Raw genomic sequence first — 18,003 nt, forward strand, 5'->3', positions numbered from 1 at the left:
CGGTGTAAATTGTCGAAATGACTCAAACTGAGTGTGTTAACATTGATGGAATTAGAATAGCCTACAGGTCTGCCGGCAGGGGCGAGCCATTGCTGCTGCTCCATGGCTTCACCTACTCAAGCTACAGTTTCCGACACAACATCCCGGTGCTCTCCAAGCTGTATCATGTAATCTGTCCGGATCTTCCCGGCCACGGTTTGTCCGACAAACCGATATCATTTGACTACAGTCTCAGCAGCCAGGCGGACTTGATTCACCGCTTCTGCAAGGAACTCGGCCTTGATAAGATCACTCTCGGCGGCTGTTCGATGGGTGGGGCACTTGCAATGCGGACGGCGCTCGACTATCCCTGTCTTGTCGATCGGCTGATTCTGGTCGATTCGGCAGGTCTGGATCTGGATGTCAAGTCGCCGCAGCGAATCTTTGCGATTCCTGTTCTGGGGCATTTGGCTGCGCTTGTGACGACGATTAGGTTCAGGTTGGGCAGCCATGCTCGGATGGCTATCGATGTCGATGAAGAGTCGAAGGATGATTATCAGGCTTACGCAAGGCAATTGAAGAGTTTCTCCTCACTAATTGCCGGCGTGCGGAACCTTCGAGCCAACAGGGCATTCAAGTTGAGAGAGATACATCGGATTGAGCAACAGACTTTGATTGTTTGGGGAGAACGCGATCAGTTGTTCTCAATTGACTCCGCCCGGATGCTGGCTGACCTGATCCCGGATTCAAGGCTCATACTGCTTCCGGAAGCAGGACATCTGCCGAATGAGGAGAAGCCCGCGGATTTCAATCAGGTGGTGCTGGATTTCATGCAGAGACGGATACCGTCTGCCAGAGGGGAGAGTTCACAGTAGCGAATTCAAACGTCATGAGTGTGCAAAGTGAGGTCAAGGAGTAGGATGGAGATTCAGCCTGAAATTGCAGTTGTGACAGTCGGCATGCTAGAGGTCAACTGCATTATTGTCCACGATCCGGAGACAATGAAAGGCATTATAGTCGATCCGGGAGATGAGCCGGAGAGAATTGTGTCATTCATGCAGAACAACGGGATCATTCCGGAATCGATAGTCCTGACTCACGGACACGGCGATCATATTGGTGCCGTGGACATACTCCGCGACGAACTCTCAATTCCTGTGGCAATAGGCAGACTCGATGCCGATATGCTGACTTTTGCTGAGAAGAATCTCTCCGCAGATTTCGGAATCAGGCTTGATCTTAAGCCAGCCGATCGTCTTCTGGAAGCCGGAGATAAGATACATTTTGGTCGTGTGGCGCTGGATGTCTTCCACACCCCCGGGCACACCAGAGGGAGCGTAACAATTGCGACAGCTGGCCTTGCGATCGTCGGTGATCTTGTGTTCTGCGGATCTGTCGGTCGAGTCGATTTGCCGGGAGGGTCGTTTCAGCAGCTTCTGACCTCTATCAGGGAGAGAATTCTGTCACTGCCGGATGATACTCTACTGTATCCCGGGCACGGTCCCGTAACGACAGTCGGAAACGAACGGATATCAAACCCATTCCTGACAGGAGCTTTCTGATGGGATTCTGCTTTCCGCAAACTGACGCGCACGTTCATCCCGATTTTTCCATAGATTCCAAAGGATCAATCGAAGAATACTGCCATAAAGCGCTTTCTATCGGGCTGCATGAAATCATTTTCACGACGCATGTGGACACCAACAAGAAGTACCCGGGAGAATGCGAAATGGTTGTCGATGGTCAGCGAGTCCCCACCAATATTGATGCTGTCAAGAGATACGCGGAGGCTGTGACCGAGGCGAGGCAGAAGTACTATGAACTTGGTCTGATGGTGAAGTGCGGGGTCGAGATAGATTTCTACCCGGAACTGGATCAGACATTCCTGAAGCTTTTCGAAGATTCAGTCTTCGAATACGTACTCGCCGGCGTTCACCGAGTCGATGATTTCGATCTTTCCAACAAGCAGGAAGCGGGTGAATTATATGCTAAATACCCTGTGCCGGTGCTGCTGGAGAAATATTACGATCTTGTCAAGCTGGTGACTACGTATAAGGTGTTTGATTGCATCGCGCATCTCGATTACTACAGGCGTTGTGCTCCTATGGAGAAGCTCGCAGAAGCGATGCGCGTCGACTATGATTTCATTCCGGAGAGTCTGCAGATGATTGCGGACAATGCGATGGCAATCGAAGTCAATACATCGGCGTTGCGGCACGGTCACTCTGAGTATTACCCGTCTATGGCTTTGCTCAATCTTGCACGGAAGGCGGGAGTGCTGATACGTCACCTCGGTTCCGATGCACACTGCCCGGAGCAGCTCGCACTTGACTTCGAGAATGCTGAGATAATAGTATATGAAACCAATATCGCCGACATGGACGAGGGATAAACTTGCGCCGCTGCCTCGTGAATACTATGCGAGGCCGACACTTGAGGTGGCGCAGGACTTGCTCGGTAAGTATCTGACGCGCGTCATCGACGGCGAGCAACTCAGAGGCACGATCGTTGAGGTGGAGGCCTACATTGGCGAGGATGATCCCGCATGTCATGCCAGATTCGGGCTGACCAATCGGAATAGAGTCATGTACTGCGAGGGTGGATTCTCCTATGTCTACTTTGTTTACGGTATGTACAACATGTTAAATGTTGTCACTGAGAAGAGTGCTTTCCCCGCAGCTGTGTTGATCAGAGCGCTCGAACCGGTATCGGGACTCGAGAAGATGAGAGAACTTCGCGGAAAAGACCGTGTCGCCGACCTTACCAACGGTCCCGGGAAGCTCTGTGATGCGCTCGGCATCGACACGTCGCTTTCCGGCATTGATCTGACCAGCAATCAGCTCTACATATCGAATGGTGATGTCGGGGAGTTCAATATCGCATCATCGGGCCGCATCGGTATCAAGGAAGGGACCGAGAGACAGTGGCGGTTTTTCATTGAGGGCAATCGTTTTGTATCGAAGTGGGATTCTGAGAATCGCGAATAGACGAAACATTCGCAGTGGGATGCGTTAGAATATAAGCGGGAGATGAAGATATGAGTCCAGAGATGATTCACGCGCTGATGGCGATACCGATATTCTTATTCTCACTGACGGTGCATGAATTCGCACATGGGTACATCGCATACAAGTTTGGTGATCCCACAGCCAGGAACGCTGGAAGACTCACGCTGAACCCTGTTCCACACATCGATATCATGGGAGCACTTGTTTTCGTCCTCTCCGGATTCAGGTTCGGATGGGCGAAACCCGTGCCTGTGGCTCCGCAATATTTTAGAGATTATAAGAAGGGAATTCTATGGTCAGCAGCAGCCGGGCCGATCTCGAATATGATTCTGGCGTTCGGCTTTGGACTCCTATACAGGATATTTCCATATTTTGTGAGCGATCCTCAGTTGGCTGCGATAATTTCAGATTTTGTGCAATATGCAGTCATCATCAACTGCGCTCTTGCTTTCTTCAACATGATTCCCCTACCGCCGCTTGATGGCTCAAAAGTATTGTTCGGGATACTGCCGGAGAGATATGAGCATATAGTCATACAACTCGAAAGAATCGGTCCGGTCGGGTTGATGGTGCTGATAGGCATAGGCTTTGTAACTGGCGTTTCTGCAATTTGGTTGATAATTGGTCCATTTGTTAGCTTCTTCTTCAGACTCTTTACCGGCATTTAGTCCTATGACGGCACTGCTCAGAATTTGCATTGCTGCTTTGCTGATGGGGATGTTGGTTTTCCTGGGCTGTGCGGCTACGAGGATTGTTTATGATGCCTCGAAGATCGAGCAGAGCGAAATCCGATTGGTGGAGGATCACAGGATCGAGGCGTCAGAGAAGACTTCAGCTCAGTTTGTGCAGATGACGATACGATCCCCGGAGCTGACGAAGAGATTCAATGTTGAAATGTACCACAGACATGATACGACATCTTTCTTCACCGGCGGTTTTCTCGGAAAGGGGAGTTTCAAGGGGTTGCTCAGCGCCACTGATCTGACACTCCTGCTTCCGGGGGAGAAACAATACTTCGATGGTGCACTGGTCGGAATGACAGAACCTGATCTGTCGAGGTACGAGTATGTGCTGAAGCGAGTGCGGGGGATTCTCGCCGGAGATCTTCTTTGTGCCGGTTCAGTAGAATCATTCGGCGATCTATGCGGAATGTGGCATCAAGAGTTGTCGGTCGGCAAGAACCATCTCAGGCAGATCATCTATCGAAGCCTCTCGGATCCGATCGAGATCGAAGTGAAGCTCTTCAAGGTCAAGCGCGAATTCCCATTCTATCAGATCAATCAACTCAAAGTCACGAATAGCGCATCAGGGACGGAGATCAAGCTGAAGTTCATCGAGCAGAAGTTCTGCTCTGTTCCTGAAATCAAGTTTCAGATGCCGGACACAGACGGCTGGGACCGGATTGATTATTTCGAGTTTAAGTGACTCTGCTTTTGCGTGATTTTGGCCTGCCTTCACTATGGTTGACAAACAGGCTCCCATAATATACACTTGTACAGCGATAGTGTCAGGCAGCAGCCTGACTTTTGTCTTGAATCGACAATGAGGATTGGATGCCGACTCTAAGGCGTGTCATAAGGCAAGTATCTCCATACTGGAAGCACGTTTCGTTATCCGCATTCTGTATGGTGATGTTCGCTCTGCTTTCGGGAGCTCTGATATGGATGATCGGACCTCTGCTCAGGACGCTGTTCGTGGCCGGCGTTGAATCTACTGAGAACATGCCGGAAATCAGCCAATCCGCGAATGGATTTGCAAATAATGTCACCGGTCTTGTGGAAAGCGTAAAGGTTGGCTTGCAGGGATTTATCGACAGCCTTATCGTTGATGCTACACCCCTTCTGACGCTCAAGAATCTCTGCATTGTTGTGGTCACTATAGCGGTGGCAAAAGCGCTGTTCTTCTATCTTCAGGGCTATCTGATGGCATATGTGGAGCAGAGGTTCATCAAGAATTTGCGCGATGACCTGTTCATCAAGTTTCAGAGGCTGTCGCTGAGCTACTTCCACGGTGCGCGGACAGGGGAACTTCTTTCACGTGTCACAAATGATGTGAACGTGTTGCGTGAATCACTCGACCAGGGATTTAACAGAATAATCCGCGAGCCATTGCTGATACTGATATTTATCGGATTCATGACGATCTTGTCCTGGAAGCTCACTATTGTCACTTTGGTGGTTCTTCCGGTCAGTTTCTACCTGATTTATCTGATCGGGAAAGCGCTCCGGCGCGTATCAGCACGCGCACAGGCACGGATGGCTGATGTTAACTCAGTACTTGAAGAGAACGTGTCTAACATGCGAGTTGTCAAGGCATTCGGAGCTGCGACATTTGAGATCGCGAAGTTCATGTCTGTAACAGAGCAGTATTTTCGTGCGCTTCTGAAAATCTCTCGGATGCGTTTGCTGTCAAGTCCGGTCAACGAATTCCTGGGGACACTTGCTGGTGTGGTGATCCTCTGGTATGGTGGCAGGCAGGTGCTTGGCGAATCGCTTCTGAAGCCGGAAGACTTCATGCTGTACGTGCTTGCGATGTTCTCGATCATCGCCCCGGCGAAGTCTCTGTCTACTCTGCATGTCAGGGTGCAAGAGGGGTTGGCTGCGGCTGACCGCATCTTTGATGTGCTCGACACTCCCGTAAAGGTCATTGACAAGCCGAATGCTAAGAAGATTGACTCGTTCAAACACGAGATTCGGTACGAGTCTGTCTCGTTTGAGTACGATACCGGCGGAGAAGTGCTGAGGCAGATTGATTTCAATGTCAAGCAGGGGGAGATCGTTGCTGTTGTGGGACCTTCAGGCGCCGGGAAATCTACTCTGCTAGATCTGCTGCCTAGATTCTACGATCCGACTAAAGGCAGGATTACTATCGATGGTACTGATCTGCGTGATCTCGACATCAACTCTTTGCGTGCTCTATTTGGTATCGTCACACAGGAAACGATGCTATTCAATGATTCAGTGTACGCTAATATCGCTTATGGACTCGATAAGGTGAGTAAAGACGGTGTTGTAAAGGCTGCTGAAATTGCCAATGCTCACGATTTCATATCGTCTTTCGAGAATGAGTATGAGACTCCAATCGGGAACCGGGGGGTTATGCTTTCCGGGGGGCAGCGACAGCGAATAGCTATTGCGCGTGCGATTCTGAGAAGCCCGCAGATTCTGATATTCGATGAGGCGACTTCGGCTCTCGATACCGAGTCTGAGCAACTCGTACAGGAAGCTATCGACCGCCTGATGGTCGACAGGACTGTACTGGTGATAGCGCACAGGCTGTCGACTATTCTGCACGCCGACAAGATACTGGTGCTCGGTGATGGAAGGCTGATTCAAAGCGGCACACATGAAGAACTGGTCAACATCAGTGGATTGTATCAGCGACTCTACAATCTTCAGTTCAAGGTGAATAACGGTGGGATTAGATCCGAAGAACGCCACAGGTAGGTTTCTGAAGAACATTGAAATCTACTTCAAGTGGATGGTACTTGTTTGGTTTGTTGCATTGGGGGGTGTGCGCAGGAAGCGCGGGAAGTTCGATCCGCGCAAGTTGAGGCGCGTTCTCTTTGTCAGACACGACAAACTTGGGGATATGATTATATCTCTACCGATTTTTCACAATCTGAAGCGGTTCTTTCCGAATATCGAGATCGACGTTTTATGCGGACGAGACAACAATATGATTATTGAACACGATCCTAACATATCGAGAATCCTGTTCTATAGAAAGGAGCCGTTGGCTGATCTGAGACGAATATTCGAGATGCGCAGGCGGAAACATGACGCGATAGTCGACATGACGTTCGGAGAGTCGGTGACAGCGACGATTCTTCTGTCATTAATCGGTCCCGGTGCGTTCAAGCTTGGCGCGGGAAAATCACGCCTCGCTGGATTCTTCGATCTGACTGTCGATCAGGATGTCAGACACGGACCTCATATCATTGAATCGACTGCGACTCTGCTCAATCTCTTCGGGATTCGTCTCGATGACTGCAACCTGGTTCCGAAGATGTACCTCATCGACGAAGACGAGCGTAAGGGCAGGAGTTTCCTTGAACCGATCAAATCTAATCATGATACGGTAATAGGGATCAACCTGTCGGCAGGGCGTCCGGCGCGAACCTGGCCCGTTGAGAAGTACGTTGAGCTGATCGGAATGCTATACTCCGGATTCGAGAATGCCGGATTTGTGCTGACTGCCGCTCCGAGCGAGAGATGGAAGATTGAAAAAGTAATGAGCGTACATATGAAGAGGATATATCCGATCCCTGAAGGTTTTTCGATAAGAGAGATTGCGGGATTGCTCAAACATCTCGATTATCTCATTACGCCGGATACATCGATTGGCCACATTGCAAGCTGTGTCAATCTGCCGACGCTCGCTATTTATCCCGGCAACATGGACAATTTTGCCGTCTGGAGGCCATTCAATCCGTGCGTGAGAGCGATAAACTCCCCCGATTTCTATAGGGTGGAGTATTTGGACGTGGAACCTGTTTTCGAGGCGTTCTGCAGCCTTGTGGCTGAAGAGAAATCGGAAGCGATGTCCTAAGATGAGCAGAGTAACATCGGTAATCATAGCCAGAGATGAAGAACGGAATATTGCCAGATGCATACACAGTGTGCGCCACCTTGGTCCTGTGATAGTATCTGACAGCGGCTCGACAGATCGCACGCGGGAGATAGCCGCGGATCTCGGTGCCGATGTGCGCCTGAACGAATGGCGCGGTTTCGGGCTGGCGAAGCAGGCTGTGTCCGATCTGGCAGTCACCGAGTACATTCTGTCGATAGATGCGGACGAAGTCGTAAGCCACAAACTGGCGCAAATGATTCAAGAAGTGATGGATTCGAGTGCCGCGCTGGGGGGATACTATCTGCCGAGAGTCACGAATTTTTGCGGGAGCTGGGTCTTTCATTCCGGTTGGTATCCCGACCGTGTGCTCAGACTCTTCAGAAAGAGTGACGGGAAGTTTACCGACGATGTGTTGCATGAGAGTGTCCGAGTCGACGGCAATACTGCCCACCTTGCCGGATGGCTGCTGCATTACAGCTATCCCGATATGAAGAGCTTCTCTGCGAAGCTCGATGATTATGCCCGCCTCGGATCGCAAAAGTACCGCGACCGTGGAGGCAAGCTCGCGGCGCTTAAGATGATGTTCAACCCTCCCGTCTGGTTCTTCAAGAAGTTCATAATTCAGAGGGGGTTTGCAGATGGTGTGACTGGATTGTGGATCGCTGTACTGACGGCAATAGGGCAGTTTCTGAAGTATCGTTATGTACTTACCGGGAGCGGATCATGAGCGAATACTCGATCTTGCACCTCGATCTTGGCATGAATTTTCGCGGCGGTCAGCGTCAATCATATAATCTCATCAGATATCTCAGGCAGAACGACATAAGATGCGGATGCGTTGTCGCAGCAGGAGGCGAACTCGAGCGGCGACTGACCGAGATCGGAGTCGCCATATTTCCCGTGCAGTACAGCGGATTTGACATCGTTGGTGAAGGTATGCGATTGCGCAGGATATGCAACGAGCTCGGTTACAAGCTGTTGCATGCCCATGATTCACACGGCCACAATCTGGCACTTACGCTCAAATTCATTAGTTCCGACCTCAAATTGCTGGTGACTCGCAGAGTGGTCAGCGGTAAATCAAAGACAATGATGTCGCGTTTCAAATACACTACTTCAAACATTGATCTCTTTATTGCGGTATCATCAGCGGTGGAGCAGGAATTGCTGGATTGGGGCGTGTCCGACAGGCGGGTCACCCGTATCCCAAGTGGTGTGGACCTTAAGTATTTCAGGCCGGTTTCCACGGTTGAATTCAGTGAGAAACATTCGATACCGCGAGATAAGATCTATATAGGTACAGCGTGCGCTCTCGATAGTAATAAGGATGTCGCGACATTAATTAACGCAGCAGCGAAACTTTCTTACGAGCGCGATGATTTTGTACTATTAGTGGCAGGGGAAGGCGAGGGACGCTCTGAACTCGAAATGCTCACACGATTTATTGAACTGGAGGAGAAGGTCTTTCTTCTCGGGCAGGTAGATGATATGCCGGAATTCTACAGTCTGCTTGACATCTACTGCCTTTCCTCTCGTTCTGAGGGGCTCGGGACGTCGTTGATCGAGGCAGGCGCGTGTGGCTGCGCGCTGGTGGCATCAGACTGTGGCGGCCCCCGGGATATCATTCGCGACGGTCAGAACGGGTTTCTTTTTCCGGTAGATGGGGATGAGAGACTGTTTCAGATTCTGAAAGCACTTGTTGAAGATGGCGAGAGACGCCGCAGAGTGACGAAAGCTTTTGCCGAATGTATCGATGTATATGATATGGATAGCGTTTGCTCAGAAGTCGTGCGCCAATATAATCGGATAGCTCAATTGGCGACATAGTTGGAGGACTGATTTAAGTGCCTGTATCCGCAGGAAAAAGATATGGACTCGCGAATCTGGCCGAGTTTATTATTGCTGTTGAGACATTCAATGCGAATATCAATGTCTCTCTGCTGAAACGTGCCTTCGAGTATGCTGAGAAGGCGCACAAAGATCAGAAGAGGATCTCAGGCGACCCCTACATGCTGCATGCGGTGCAGACCGCGCTGATTCTCGCGGAGCAGCATCTTGATTCGGCGACCATGGCTGCGGGACTTTTGCACGATGTCGTGGAAGACACCGATGTCACGATTAAGGACATCGAGAAGGAATTCGGCACAGAGATTGCAGAATTGGTAGATGGTGTCACCCGGATTTCGACCTACAGCGCGCAGTCGGTAGTCGAGTCCCAAGCGGAGAACTTCCGCAAGATGCTTCTATCCATGGCGCATGATATCAGAGTGATTCTGATTAAGCTCGCCGATCGGTTGCACAACATGCGAACGCTGGATCATCTCCCAGTGGAAAAGCAGATGAGAATCGCCTCCGAAACATATGAAGTCTATGCTCCACTAGCCAACCGTTTCGGTATGGCGAAGATTAAATGGGAACTTGAAGATCTCTCTCTCAAGTATTTGCAGCCTGAGCGGTATGCGGATATCATGAGCAAGATAAACGAGACGGTGGTGGAACGAGAGGCGTTCGTTGCCGAAATCGTGAAACCGCTTTCAGAGGCGTTTGAGAAGAGCGGTCTTAAGGCATCGATTAAGGGGCGCGCTAAATCGACAGATTCCATTTCACGCAAAATGGAGACGAAAGGCAGAGAATTCGAGGAGATATATGATCTGTTCGCGATACGGATAATTGTCGACACTGTTGGGGAGTGTTACATGGCACTCGGGCTTGTACATCAGATTCTGAAGCCATCGGGCATTGGTTTTGACGACTACATAGCTAATCCCAAAGGCAACGGCTATCAATCGTTACATACGAACGTGATTGGACCAAAGGGAAGACTGGTCGAGATTCAGATACGAACTCGCCAGATGCACTATACGGCTGAGTACGGGATTGCCTCTCATTGGTTATATAAAGAGGGGAAGAAGGAAGTCGACCCGTCGGACAAGCAGTTCAACTGGCTGCGAGAGGTTCTCGACTGGCAGAAAGACATGACGAACCCGGCGGAGTTTCTCGAATACCTCAAGATCGACCTTTTCCATGATGAAGTTTTTGTGTTTACGCCCCAGGGTGAGTTGAAGCATCTCCCTGCAAATTCCACACCGCTCGATTTCGCATTTTCCGTACACACAAACATCGGGTTGCACTGTTCCGGGGCCAGAGTCAATGGCAAACTCGTTCCTCTCGGCACCAAACTCAGCAGTGGAGACGAGGTCGAAATCTTGACATCGCCTAACCAGGAGCCGAGCCGTGATTGGCTGAAGCTCGTCAGCACGTCAAAAGCCCGCTCGAAAGTAAAGCGATTTCTGAGGCTGAAGGGTTTTGAGCAGTCGGTAAGTCTGGGTAAGGAGATGATCGAGAAAGCACTCCGAAAGAAGAAGCTGAAGTTTCCGACAGAACGCCAACTGACGGATTGCGCTCATGCATTGTCATACACCACTGTCGAGTCCCTCTACGCAGCAGTAGGGCAGGGCGATGTATCGGTGGTACATTTGCAGTCCAAGCTGTTTCCAGTTGAGGAAGAGGCAACCAAACAATCGAAGGTGAAGAGCTTCATCGATAGAGCACGCGGCTCGAAAGGTATCAGGATCCAGGGATTGGACAATATGATGTTCCGCTTCGCTCAATGCTGCCAGCCTGTGCCTGGCGAGAAGATCATTGGGTTTATTACGCGTGGTCGCGGCATGTCAATTCACCGGTCCGACTGCGCGGTTGCGCTGAGAATGACCGAGGATGCTGAACGTCTCATAGATGTCGAGTGGGATGTTGGCAAAGATGACGAATTTCTCGTAAGAATCGAAATGGTTGTCGAGGACCGCAAGAATGTCCTGCGTGACGTGCTTGATTCCCTGTCAGCAGAGGATGTCAACATTCGTGACGCCGGTATGAAATCGCACGAGGGATATGCGCAAGGTCAGCTTGTGATAGAAATCAGGAACCTAAGCCATCTAGAGAGGGTTCTTGACAAAATACGACGGACCAAGGGCGTGCAATCTGTCTGGCGATCTCAGGGCGGCAAGGACGAACAGTAGCTTCACAGGATGTACGATCGCAGGATTTATACTAAAGAGCGGAGGAAGAATTGGCTAAGCAGAAGAACTATGTGATTCGAGATATATTGATTATCGCGGGTGTTCTTTCACTCGTTGGAGTGGTATACTCCTCCGTCTATTTGGCAGGTGCTGACAAGACGACACGGGGGATGTCGGAGATGCCCATCACAACAATCGATACCGATGACCCATCGGAGATTATTCAGGTCGGAAATCAGCTCATGGATGCGGGGCGATTTCCCGAGGCAATATCGCACTATAGTCGCGCTTTGGCTCTCGATTCATCTCTTGTCGATGTAACCGTCGACCGTGGGTCCTGCTACTTCGGGCTTGAGATGTATGATGAAGCCCTCGCGGATTTCTTCAGAGCGCTATCTTTGCAGCCCTATCACGCGATCGCTTACTTCAATATAGGCATTGTAAACGGCAGGCGCGGCAATGACTCCTTAATGGCCGTGTACTGGGAGAAATACCTGGGATTGGCTCCAGATGGTGAGCTTTCCGATCAGGTGCGTCAGTATCTCGATCAGCATAAGAATGCCGAGGTCGAGCAGGATGCCGGAATGTAGTGGCATGTTGAAAAAATCTAAACACGCCTATCGTCGGCATCGCGAGGAGCGAAGCGACGTGGCGTTCTTTTTCCTCTGCGCTGTCTGGAATCCTTTCCAGACAGCAGAGTGAATTGGGCAGGAAAGAGTTCCTGCCCGCGCATAATACGACGAGATTGCCACGCTTCGCTCGCAATGATGACGTCACTTAGGGGTTCTCAACAAGCCAGTTGGCTGGGGATCATTTCTCGGTAGACCCCAACTTCTGAAGCAGGCATTTCTCAGAAAACCGAAACAGCATCGATAACTCGGAGTGGATCGATGTCAATAGCAAAGAGGGCGGCAGTCTTAGCGAAATCGATGGCAGATGATATACTGCGATTCATCTTCTTTCCGGAGTGCATTGTCTGCGAGAAACCTCTGAGCAGGCAAGAGGCCTACTTCTGCGAGAAGTGTCATGATCTGGCGATGGAGACGCCAGAACCTATGTGTCCGATTTGCCGAGGCGAAATCGCTGTCGGGCGACGGAGCTGCAGGGAATGCGAATCTGAATCATCTATCTCGATTCTTTGGGGATGCGGTGTTTTTGATTCGTTCCATCGAGCGATTATTCACGGAATAAAATACGAGGGGCTGCTGCCACTGGTAACGATTGCTGCCGAGACGCTCGCGGAGCGGCTTGAAAAACTGTCACATCTTCCTTCGGTAGATTGGATCGTTCCCATTCCACTTCACTGGACACGCCGCAGACAGCGGGGATTCAACCAGTCGGAGTTAATTGCAAATTCGCTTGGTGAGAAGCTCGGTTTGCCCGTATCTTTGAGGGTGCTCGAAAGAGTCCGTAGGACTCTCGACCAGACGGGACTTAACGCCAAAGAAAGAGTGGAGAATATGCGGGGAGCATTCGCAACCTGTTCGAGAATCGATTTGTCCGGACGGACCATCTTGCTCGTCGACGATGTCACCACAACCGGCGCGACGCTCAATGAGGCTGCGAAGGAGTTGCGAAAGGCTGGATGCAAGAACGTGTTCGCAGCGGTGATCGCCGTGGCTGGTGTGGACTGAGGCGGAACTGTATCATGGACGATGAAGAAATTGTAGAATACCCGATTGACGGCACGCTGGATCTGCATACGTTCTCGCCGCGCGATGTAAAAGACTTGGTTCCGGAGTATATCGATGAGTGCCTGAATCGCGGGATTCTCCAGATAAGGATCATTCACGGGAAAGGCACCGGCACGCTGCGGCGCATAGTCCGTTCGATTCTCGCAGGACATCCGAGAGTTGCTTCATATCGCCATGAAGGGGGTTCCGGTGGTTCCTGGGGAGCGACGATCGTCGATATCGAGTGAAATGTTTTGTTTGACTGTCTGCCCACGGCCCTCTAAGATTCCAACATGAAATCCTCACGGCATCACATCACCACAGCGTTGAGCCTGATATTAGCTGCCGCTACCCTGATAACGGTGGAAGGGTGTGCAGCTCGCAGCATGGCCCGACGCAGCGAAATCAGCCCGATCCGGTGCGAGTTCACATTTCAGAGCACGGAACGCGAGGATGCCGATCGCATCGCCGAGATACTGGAGAGGTATCGCATGGAAGGAATGGAGCTTTACATGTCGGTCGGGAATGACTCAATCTACTGCGAACTGACCGTCCCGACGTTGGAAACGATCAACAAGATGCACAGCGAATTGAGGCGGCTGCCGCAATTGCGTATGCTCGGACCTCTGCGAGGCTACGATGGCGGCGAGATTGTATTCGCCGAAAACGACCCTGTGCTGCGCATGACATATCGAGCAGTGCTGCTGGAAGGCGGACTGCAGATGACACTCAAGCTCAAGATCACACCGGGAGCACAGCTCTTTTACGCCGCTGACGGCGATCGAGAGCAGGAGGTGAGCCCTCTGTTCATCGACGATGATGGGTCAGTTTCGATGCCGATCGCAATCACCGAAGGGCAGAGATTCATTTACGGGCGGACCGTGCTTGGAAACATCGTCAAGTGTATCAGGATATACATCTATACCGGCGACACGGAAGAGATTTCACTCGAAGAATACTCGATGCATGTTTTCATGAGCCGCTGAAGTCCCTGCTCTGAATTGAATATTGGATGAAACGGTGAGATTGCTGCGTTCTCACTGTGGTCGCAGCTCCGAGTATATGTCAGCAATCCCTCAGGCAAAGACATCGAGAATTGCGTCCTGTAGTCTGAGTGCAGACTTCAGAGCAGCTACATTCGCGCTGACTCCCTGACGAGTCACGATCAACCCCACTGTATCGCGAGGAATATCCGATCGTTCAAAATCACGAATACTCTCGGCGTGTCTCTGCATCAGTTCGATATGATTCTGGATTCCCTGAATGGAGTGTGTCAGCATGTCGGTTCCTTTTCTTTCATTATCGGAATCAACGCACTGCAATCTGAGTTAAATGCGCAGTTTGCCACAGAAGAATTGGCGTTCACAACTTCAGTCCATTCCTGAGGGTGTCTGCGTATATGATTGCATTGCAATGTCTTGTGTTCGGTGCTATCTGCTGGCGGATCTCGCATTCGCTGATTTCACTTGACTTGTGAGCCGCAAAAGGATAAAATTCTGGTTCTTTGTGGTTGGCGTCTTCAGCGGTGGGCTGAATAGCCCCAATTTGAAGGCGTTTTCTTTAGCTGGAGGTTTGTAGAATAGTGTTTGAAAGCAATGGTAAGACAGGAAATCCTCGGATTGCACAGATATATGCATACGCTGTCAGCTTTGCCGCTTTGATTGCATTAGTAATTATGACTGTGATCGGTATCATCGGCGCTGCAAAGGTAGCCCTGCCCGAGTACAGTCTATCCAAGCACGAGTATCTGTCTTTACAACGAGAGACTCATGCAGTCACAGTTCCCGACGTCGGTATTGTAGTACATGATACGTCGGTTGCAGAGTATCCCCTGGATGAGCCGGTTGCTGATTCTGCTGCACCTGAGATAGATGTAGCTCGTGCTCCCGTCTCCCAGAGGAAGCCGCGTCCTCAGTTGAACTCTGAAGATATTCTGGCCTCCCAGCGACACGACGGAATAAACAACCTGATTCATATGTTTGCCACGTGGCTTGTCTGTATCCCCGTCCTTTGGTTCCACTTCGTGTGGGCGGGGCGTCTCGGGGCGCGCGAAGCCAGGTACAGGAGCAATGAGCAGCGCTATCCGAGGAAGCGCCCGTCCCGACCGAGACCACCAAAATCGGGTTGACATTGGCTGTCCTCGACGATATTTTCGATGGGTCTGTTTTGAAATATTGAACTCAACATACAGGAGTGGATAAGGGTGAAAGAATACAAAATCGATCAGATTCGAAACCTAGCACTGTGTGGACACAGCAGTTGCGGAAAGACCACTCTAGCTGAAGCAATTCTATTTGTTACCGGAACCAGCACTCGATTTGGCAAGGTCGATGACGGCACAACTGCATCCGATTTCAACGATGATGAGATATCCAGAAAGATATCGATATCAGCAGCGCTTCTGCATGCTGATCATAAAGGAACTAAGTTCAACCTGGTAGATCTTCCGGGATATCCCGATCTGTTCGGTGAGACTGTTGCTGCGCTTCCTGCAGTTGATGTTGCTGTGATAGTAGTTAGCGGCACGGCAGGAGTCGAAGTGACAACTGAGCAAGCTTTCAGATACTGCGATAAAGGCGACCTCCCTCGGGCGTTCGTTATTAACAAGCTCGATAAGGAGCACGTCGAATTCGAACCGCGACTGGCTGAGGTACAAGCTGCCTTTGGGCACAAGGCCGTACCGGTTCAGCTCCCGATTGGAGAGGGACTCGGTTTCAAGGGCATCATAGATCTGATCGAGATGAAGGCCTATACATACGATGCAAACGGGAAGGCCACTGAGTCTGAAGTTGCCGGCGATGACAAGAGCAGGGCAGAGTCGGCACGCGAGAAGTTGATTGAAAACGTAGCTGAATCTGATGACAAGTTGCTCGAGAAGTTCTTCGAAAGTGGCGAGCTTGCACCCGATGAAATAGTACTCGGGCTCCGCAAAGGGATTCAAAAGCGGTCCATTTACCCGATCTTTGTCACTGCTGCGTACACAGCCGCAGGCGTGTCCACTTTCTTGGATTTCGCGTCGAAATTCTTTCCAACTCCGGCTGACAGAGGCCAAGTCAAGGGAATCTTTCCCGGTACAACCGATGAGAAGATCCGCAAGATTGAACCCGATGGAGTTCCAACCGCGTTCGTTTTCAAAACCGTGTCAGAGCCTCATGTCGGCGAGCTCTCCTTTATCCGTGTATTCAGCGGTAGTCTCAGTCATGGTGATGAGCTGTACAACATGACATCTGAGTCGGCCGAGAAGATCGGTCAGATTTACGTTACCAACGGAAAAGACCGGAAGGAGACTGGCACTGTTCCCGCAGGTGACATGGCTGCTCTCGTGAAGTTGCGCCAGACGCACACCGGTGACGTATTGACTTCCAAAGGTGATGTGTTCGCGTTTCCCAAACTGGATTACCCGACTCCTGTTGTCGATCTCGGTATTCGGCCGCTTGCCAAGGGCGACGAAGAGAAGATAAGCACCGGACTGACAAGATTGCGAGAAGAGGATCCTACATTCAAATTGGTCGCTGATCCTGAATTGAGACAGACACTGATATTTGCGCAGGGCGAGCTTCAGATTGATATCCTCGTCAGCAAACTCAAAGAGCGATTCGGCGTTCAGGTCGAACTCGAGAAGCCAAAGATCCCGTATCGCGAGACCATTCATGGTAAAGCGGAAGTGCAGTACAAATACAAGAAGCAATCGGGCGGCCGTGGTCAGTATGGAGACGTGCATATAAGAATGGCTCCAAAGCCTCGCGGTGAAGGATTCGAGTTCGTAAATTCTGTCAGTGGTGGTGTGATTCCGACCAAGTTCATCCCATCGGTGGAAAAAGGCGTCATTGAAGCGATGCTGGTTGGACAGTTGTCGGGCCACAAGGTTGTAGATATCCAGGTGGAGCTCTTCTATGGATCATCCCATTCAGTGGACTCATCTGATATGGCCTTTAAGATGGCAGGCCTGTTTGCATTCAGGGATGCTTTCATGAAGTGCAACCCGGTACTGCTTGAGCCGATTTACAATATCGAAGTTCGCGTGCCGGAAGAATTCACCGGCGACATTATGGGCGACATTTCATCGAGACGCGGACGTATCGGCGGCATGAGCCCCGATGGCGCGCAGCAGGTCATCAAAGCTCAGGTCCCGCAATCTGAGCTATATAAGTATTCAACGCAGATTAAGTCTCTAACTCAGGGACGAGGTTTATATACCAGACAATTCTCACACTACGAAGAAGTGCCCAGAGAAGTACAGGAGAAGATTGTCGAGGAGTATAAACGAGAGAGAGAGACTGAAAAGTAGTTAATTTTAGTTGACTTGATTCCCGTCAGTTTGATATTGCGTTGATCCTGACAACACGGGCTGTGTTGTTGATAGGATGATCGAGAAAGAACATCATTTCAGCACATGAGGAGGCTTGAATTCGAATTCTCATATTTTTTCGGCGTAACGCCGAAAATTCCCCTGCTCTTGAAAGTGCTTACAACAAGCCTCGGTCTTGACCGGGGCTTGTCTTCGTTCTTGTCAATGGCATTTCAGATGCACTCAGCCCCGCTGGGGCGATATTCCACGATATCCCAGTTTTTGACTTGACAATGTGCATGCATTTAAACTATCCTTTACCCATTAATTTAATTTGTGGAATATTGAACGAGGAATCTATATGGGGATTTGCTAATTGGTCAGATTGCAATTCCGGCGCAGGTGTACCACTGACTTCGTATTGAAAGGAGAGTTAGAGCATGCAAGAGAAAGGATCGTTCCTGTCA

At 50.5% G+C, this 18,003-nt stretch carries 18 protein-coding genes; 17 read left to right on the forward strand and 1 reads right to left on the reverse strand.

All coding sequences use genetic code 11. The features are described 5' to 3' along the window. Positions 1-17 precede the first annotated feature (17 nt). The 15 genes from KKH67_13905 (at position 18) to KKH67_13975 (ending at position 14,234) form a co-directional block, all read left to right on the forward strand. Positions 18-854 (forward strand): alpha/beta hydrolase, encoded by an 837-nt coding sequence (locus KKH67_13905; protein MBU1320274.1) that lies wholly within the window; start codon positions 18-20, stop codon positions 852-854. 45 nt (positions 855-899) lie between these two features. Next, the gene (locus tag KKH67_13910) at positions 900-1,541 is read left to right on the forward strand and encodes an MBL fold metallo-hydrolase (protein ID MBU1320275.1); all 642 of its coding nucleotides are present in this window, start codon (positions 900-902) and stop codon (positions 1,539-1,541) included. Then, the gene (locus tag KKH67_13915; GenBank protein MBU1320276.1) at positions 1,541-2,371 is read left to right on the forward strand and encodes a histidinol-phosphatase HisJ family protein; all 831 of its coding nucleotides are present in this window, start codon (positions 1,541-1,543) and stop codon (positions 2,369-2,371) included. The genes KKH67_13910 and KKH67_13915 overlap by 1 nt, the downstream gene beginning before the upstream one ends. After that, complete coding sequence (locus KKH67_13920) at positions 2,337-2,966, forward strand: DNA-3-methyladenine glycosylase (GenBank protein ID MBU1320277.1); 630 nt, start codon at positions 2,337-2,339, stop codon at positions 2,964-2,966. Before KKH67_13915 ends, KKH67_13920 begins: the two co-directional genes overlap by 35 nt. Before the next feature lie 62 nt (positions 2,967-3,028). Continuing rightward, positions 3,029-3,655, forward strand: a complete 627-nt coding sequence (locus KKH67_13925) for a site-2 protease family protein (GenBank protein MBU1320278.1) — start codon at positions 3,029-3,031, stop codon at positions 3,653-3,655. Between the two features lie 4 nt (positions 3,656-3,659). After that, entirely contained in the window at positions 3,660-4,412 is a 753-nt protein-coding gene (locus tag KKH67_13930) for a hypothetical protein (GenBank protein ID MBU1320279.1), read from the forward strand. A 128-nt stretch (positions 4,413-4,540) separates the two neighbouring features. Next, a complete protein-coding gene (locus tag KKH67_13935) occupies positions 4,541-6,433 on the forward strand; it encodes an ABC transporter ATP-binding protein/permease (protein ID MBU1320280.1) in 1,893 nt (630 codons plus the stop codon). Next, positions 6,402-7,538: a glycosyltransferase family 9 protein gene (locus KKH67_13940; protein ID MBU1320281.1), complete on the forward strand. Its 1,137-nt coding sequence runs from the start codon at positions 6,402-6,404 to the stop codon at positions 7,536-7,538. The genes KKH67_13935 and KKH67_13940 overlap by 32 nt, the downstream gene beginning before the upstream one ends. A gap of 1 nt (position 7,539) precedes the next feature. Next, positions 7,540-8,286 (forward strand): glycosyltransferase family 2 protein, encoded by a 747-nt coding sequence (locus tag KKH67_13945; GenBank protein MBU1320282.1) that lies wholly within the window; start codon positions 7,540-7,542, stop codon positions 8,284-8,286. Continuing rightward, on the forward strand, positions 8,283-9,386 hold the full coding sequence (locus tag KKH67_13950; GenBank protein MBU1320283.1) for a glycosyltransferase family 4 protein: 1,104 nt from the start codon (positions 8,283-8,285) through the stop codon (positions 9,384-9,386). The genes KKH67_13945 and KKH67_13950 overlap by 4 nt, the downstream gene beginning before the upstream one ends. 17 nt (positions 9,387-9,403) lie before the next feature. Continuing rightward, on the forward strand, positions 9,404-11,575 hold the full coding sequence (locus KKH67_13955) for a bifunctional (p)ppGpp synthetase/guanosine-3',5'-bis(diphosphate) 3'-pyrophosphohydrolase (GenBank protein MBU1320284.1): 2,172 nt from the start codon (positions 9,404-9,406) through the stop codon (positions 11,573-11,575). Positions 11,576-11,625: 50 nt separating this feature from the next. Then, on the forward strand, positions 11,626-12,165 hold the full coding sequence (locus tag KKH67_13960; protein ID MBU1320285.1) for a tetratricopeptide repeat protein: 540 nt from the start codon (positions 11,626-11,628) through the stop codon (positions 12,163-12,165). 300 nt (positions 12,166-12,465) lie between these two features. Next, on the forward strand, positions 12,466-13,209 hold the full coding sequence (locus KKH67_13965) for a ComF family protein (protein MBU1320286.1): 744 nt from the start codon (positions 12,466-12,468) through the stop codon (positions 13,207-13,209). A gap of 14 nt (positions 13,210-13,223) precedes the next feature. Further along, the gene (locus KKH67_13970; GenBank protein MBU1320287.1) at positions 13,224-13,496 is read left to right on the forward strand and encodes a Smr/MutS family protein; all 273 of its coding nucleotides are present in this window, start codon (positions 13,224-13,226) and stop codon (positions 13,494-13,496) included. Between the two features lie 45 nt (positions 13,497-13,541). Beyond that, a complete protein-coding gene (locus KKH67_13975) occupies positions 13,542-14,234 on the forward strand; it encodes a hypothetical protein (GenBank protein ID MBU1320288.1) in 693 nt (230 codons plus the stop codon). Positions 14,235-14,324: 90 nt separating this feature from the next. Here the strand turns inward: KKH67_13975 and KKH67_13980 are convergent, their stop codons facing one another. Further along, complete coding sequence (locus KKH67_13980) at positions 14,325-14,528, reverse strand: hypothetical protein (GenBank protein ID MBU1320289.1); 204 nt, start codon at positions 14,526-14,528, stop codon at positions 14,325-14,327. A gap of 302 nt (positions 14,529-14,830) precedes the next feature. On the opposite strand from KKH67_13980, the gene KKH67_13985 reads away from it, so the two are divergent. Continuing rightward, a complete protein-coding gene (locus tag KKH67_13985; GenBank protein ID MBU1320290.1) occupies positions 14,831-15,376 on the forward strand; it encodes a hypothetical protein in 546 nt (181 codons plus the stop codon). Between the two features lie 75 nt (positions 15,377-15,451). Next, positions 15,452-17,536 carry an elongation factor G gene (gene fusA, locus KKH67_13990; protein MBU1320291.1) on the forward strand — a complete coding sequence of 695 codons (2,085 nt, stop codon included), beginning with the start codon at positions 15,452-15,454 and terminating at the stop codon, positions 17,534-17,536. The last annotated feature ends 467 nt before the right edge of the window (positions 17,537-18,003 follow it).

It is taken from the genome of Candidatus Zixiibacteriota bacterium, from assembly GCA_018820315.1.
Lineage (GTDB): Bacteria > Zixibacteria > MSB-5A5 > JAABVY01 > JAHJOQ01 > JAHJOQ01.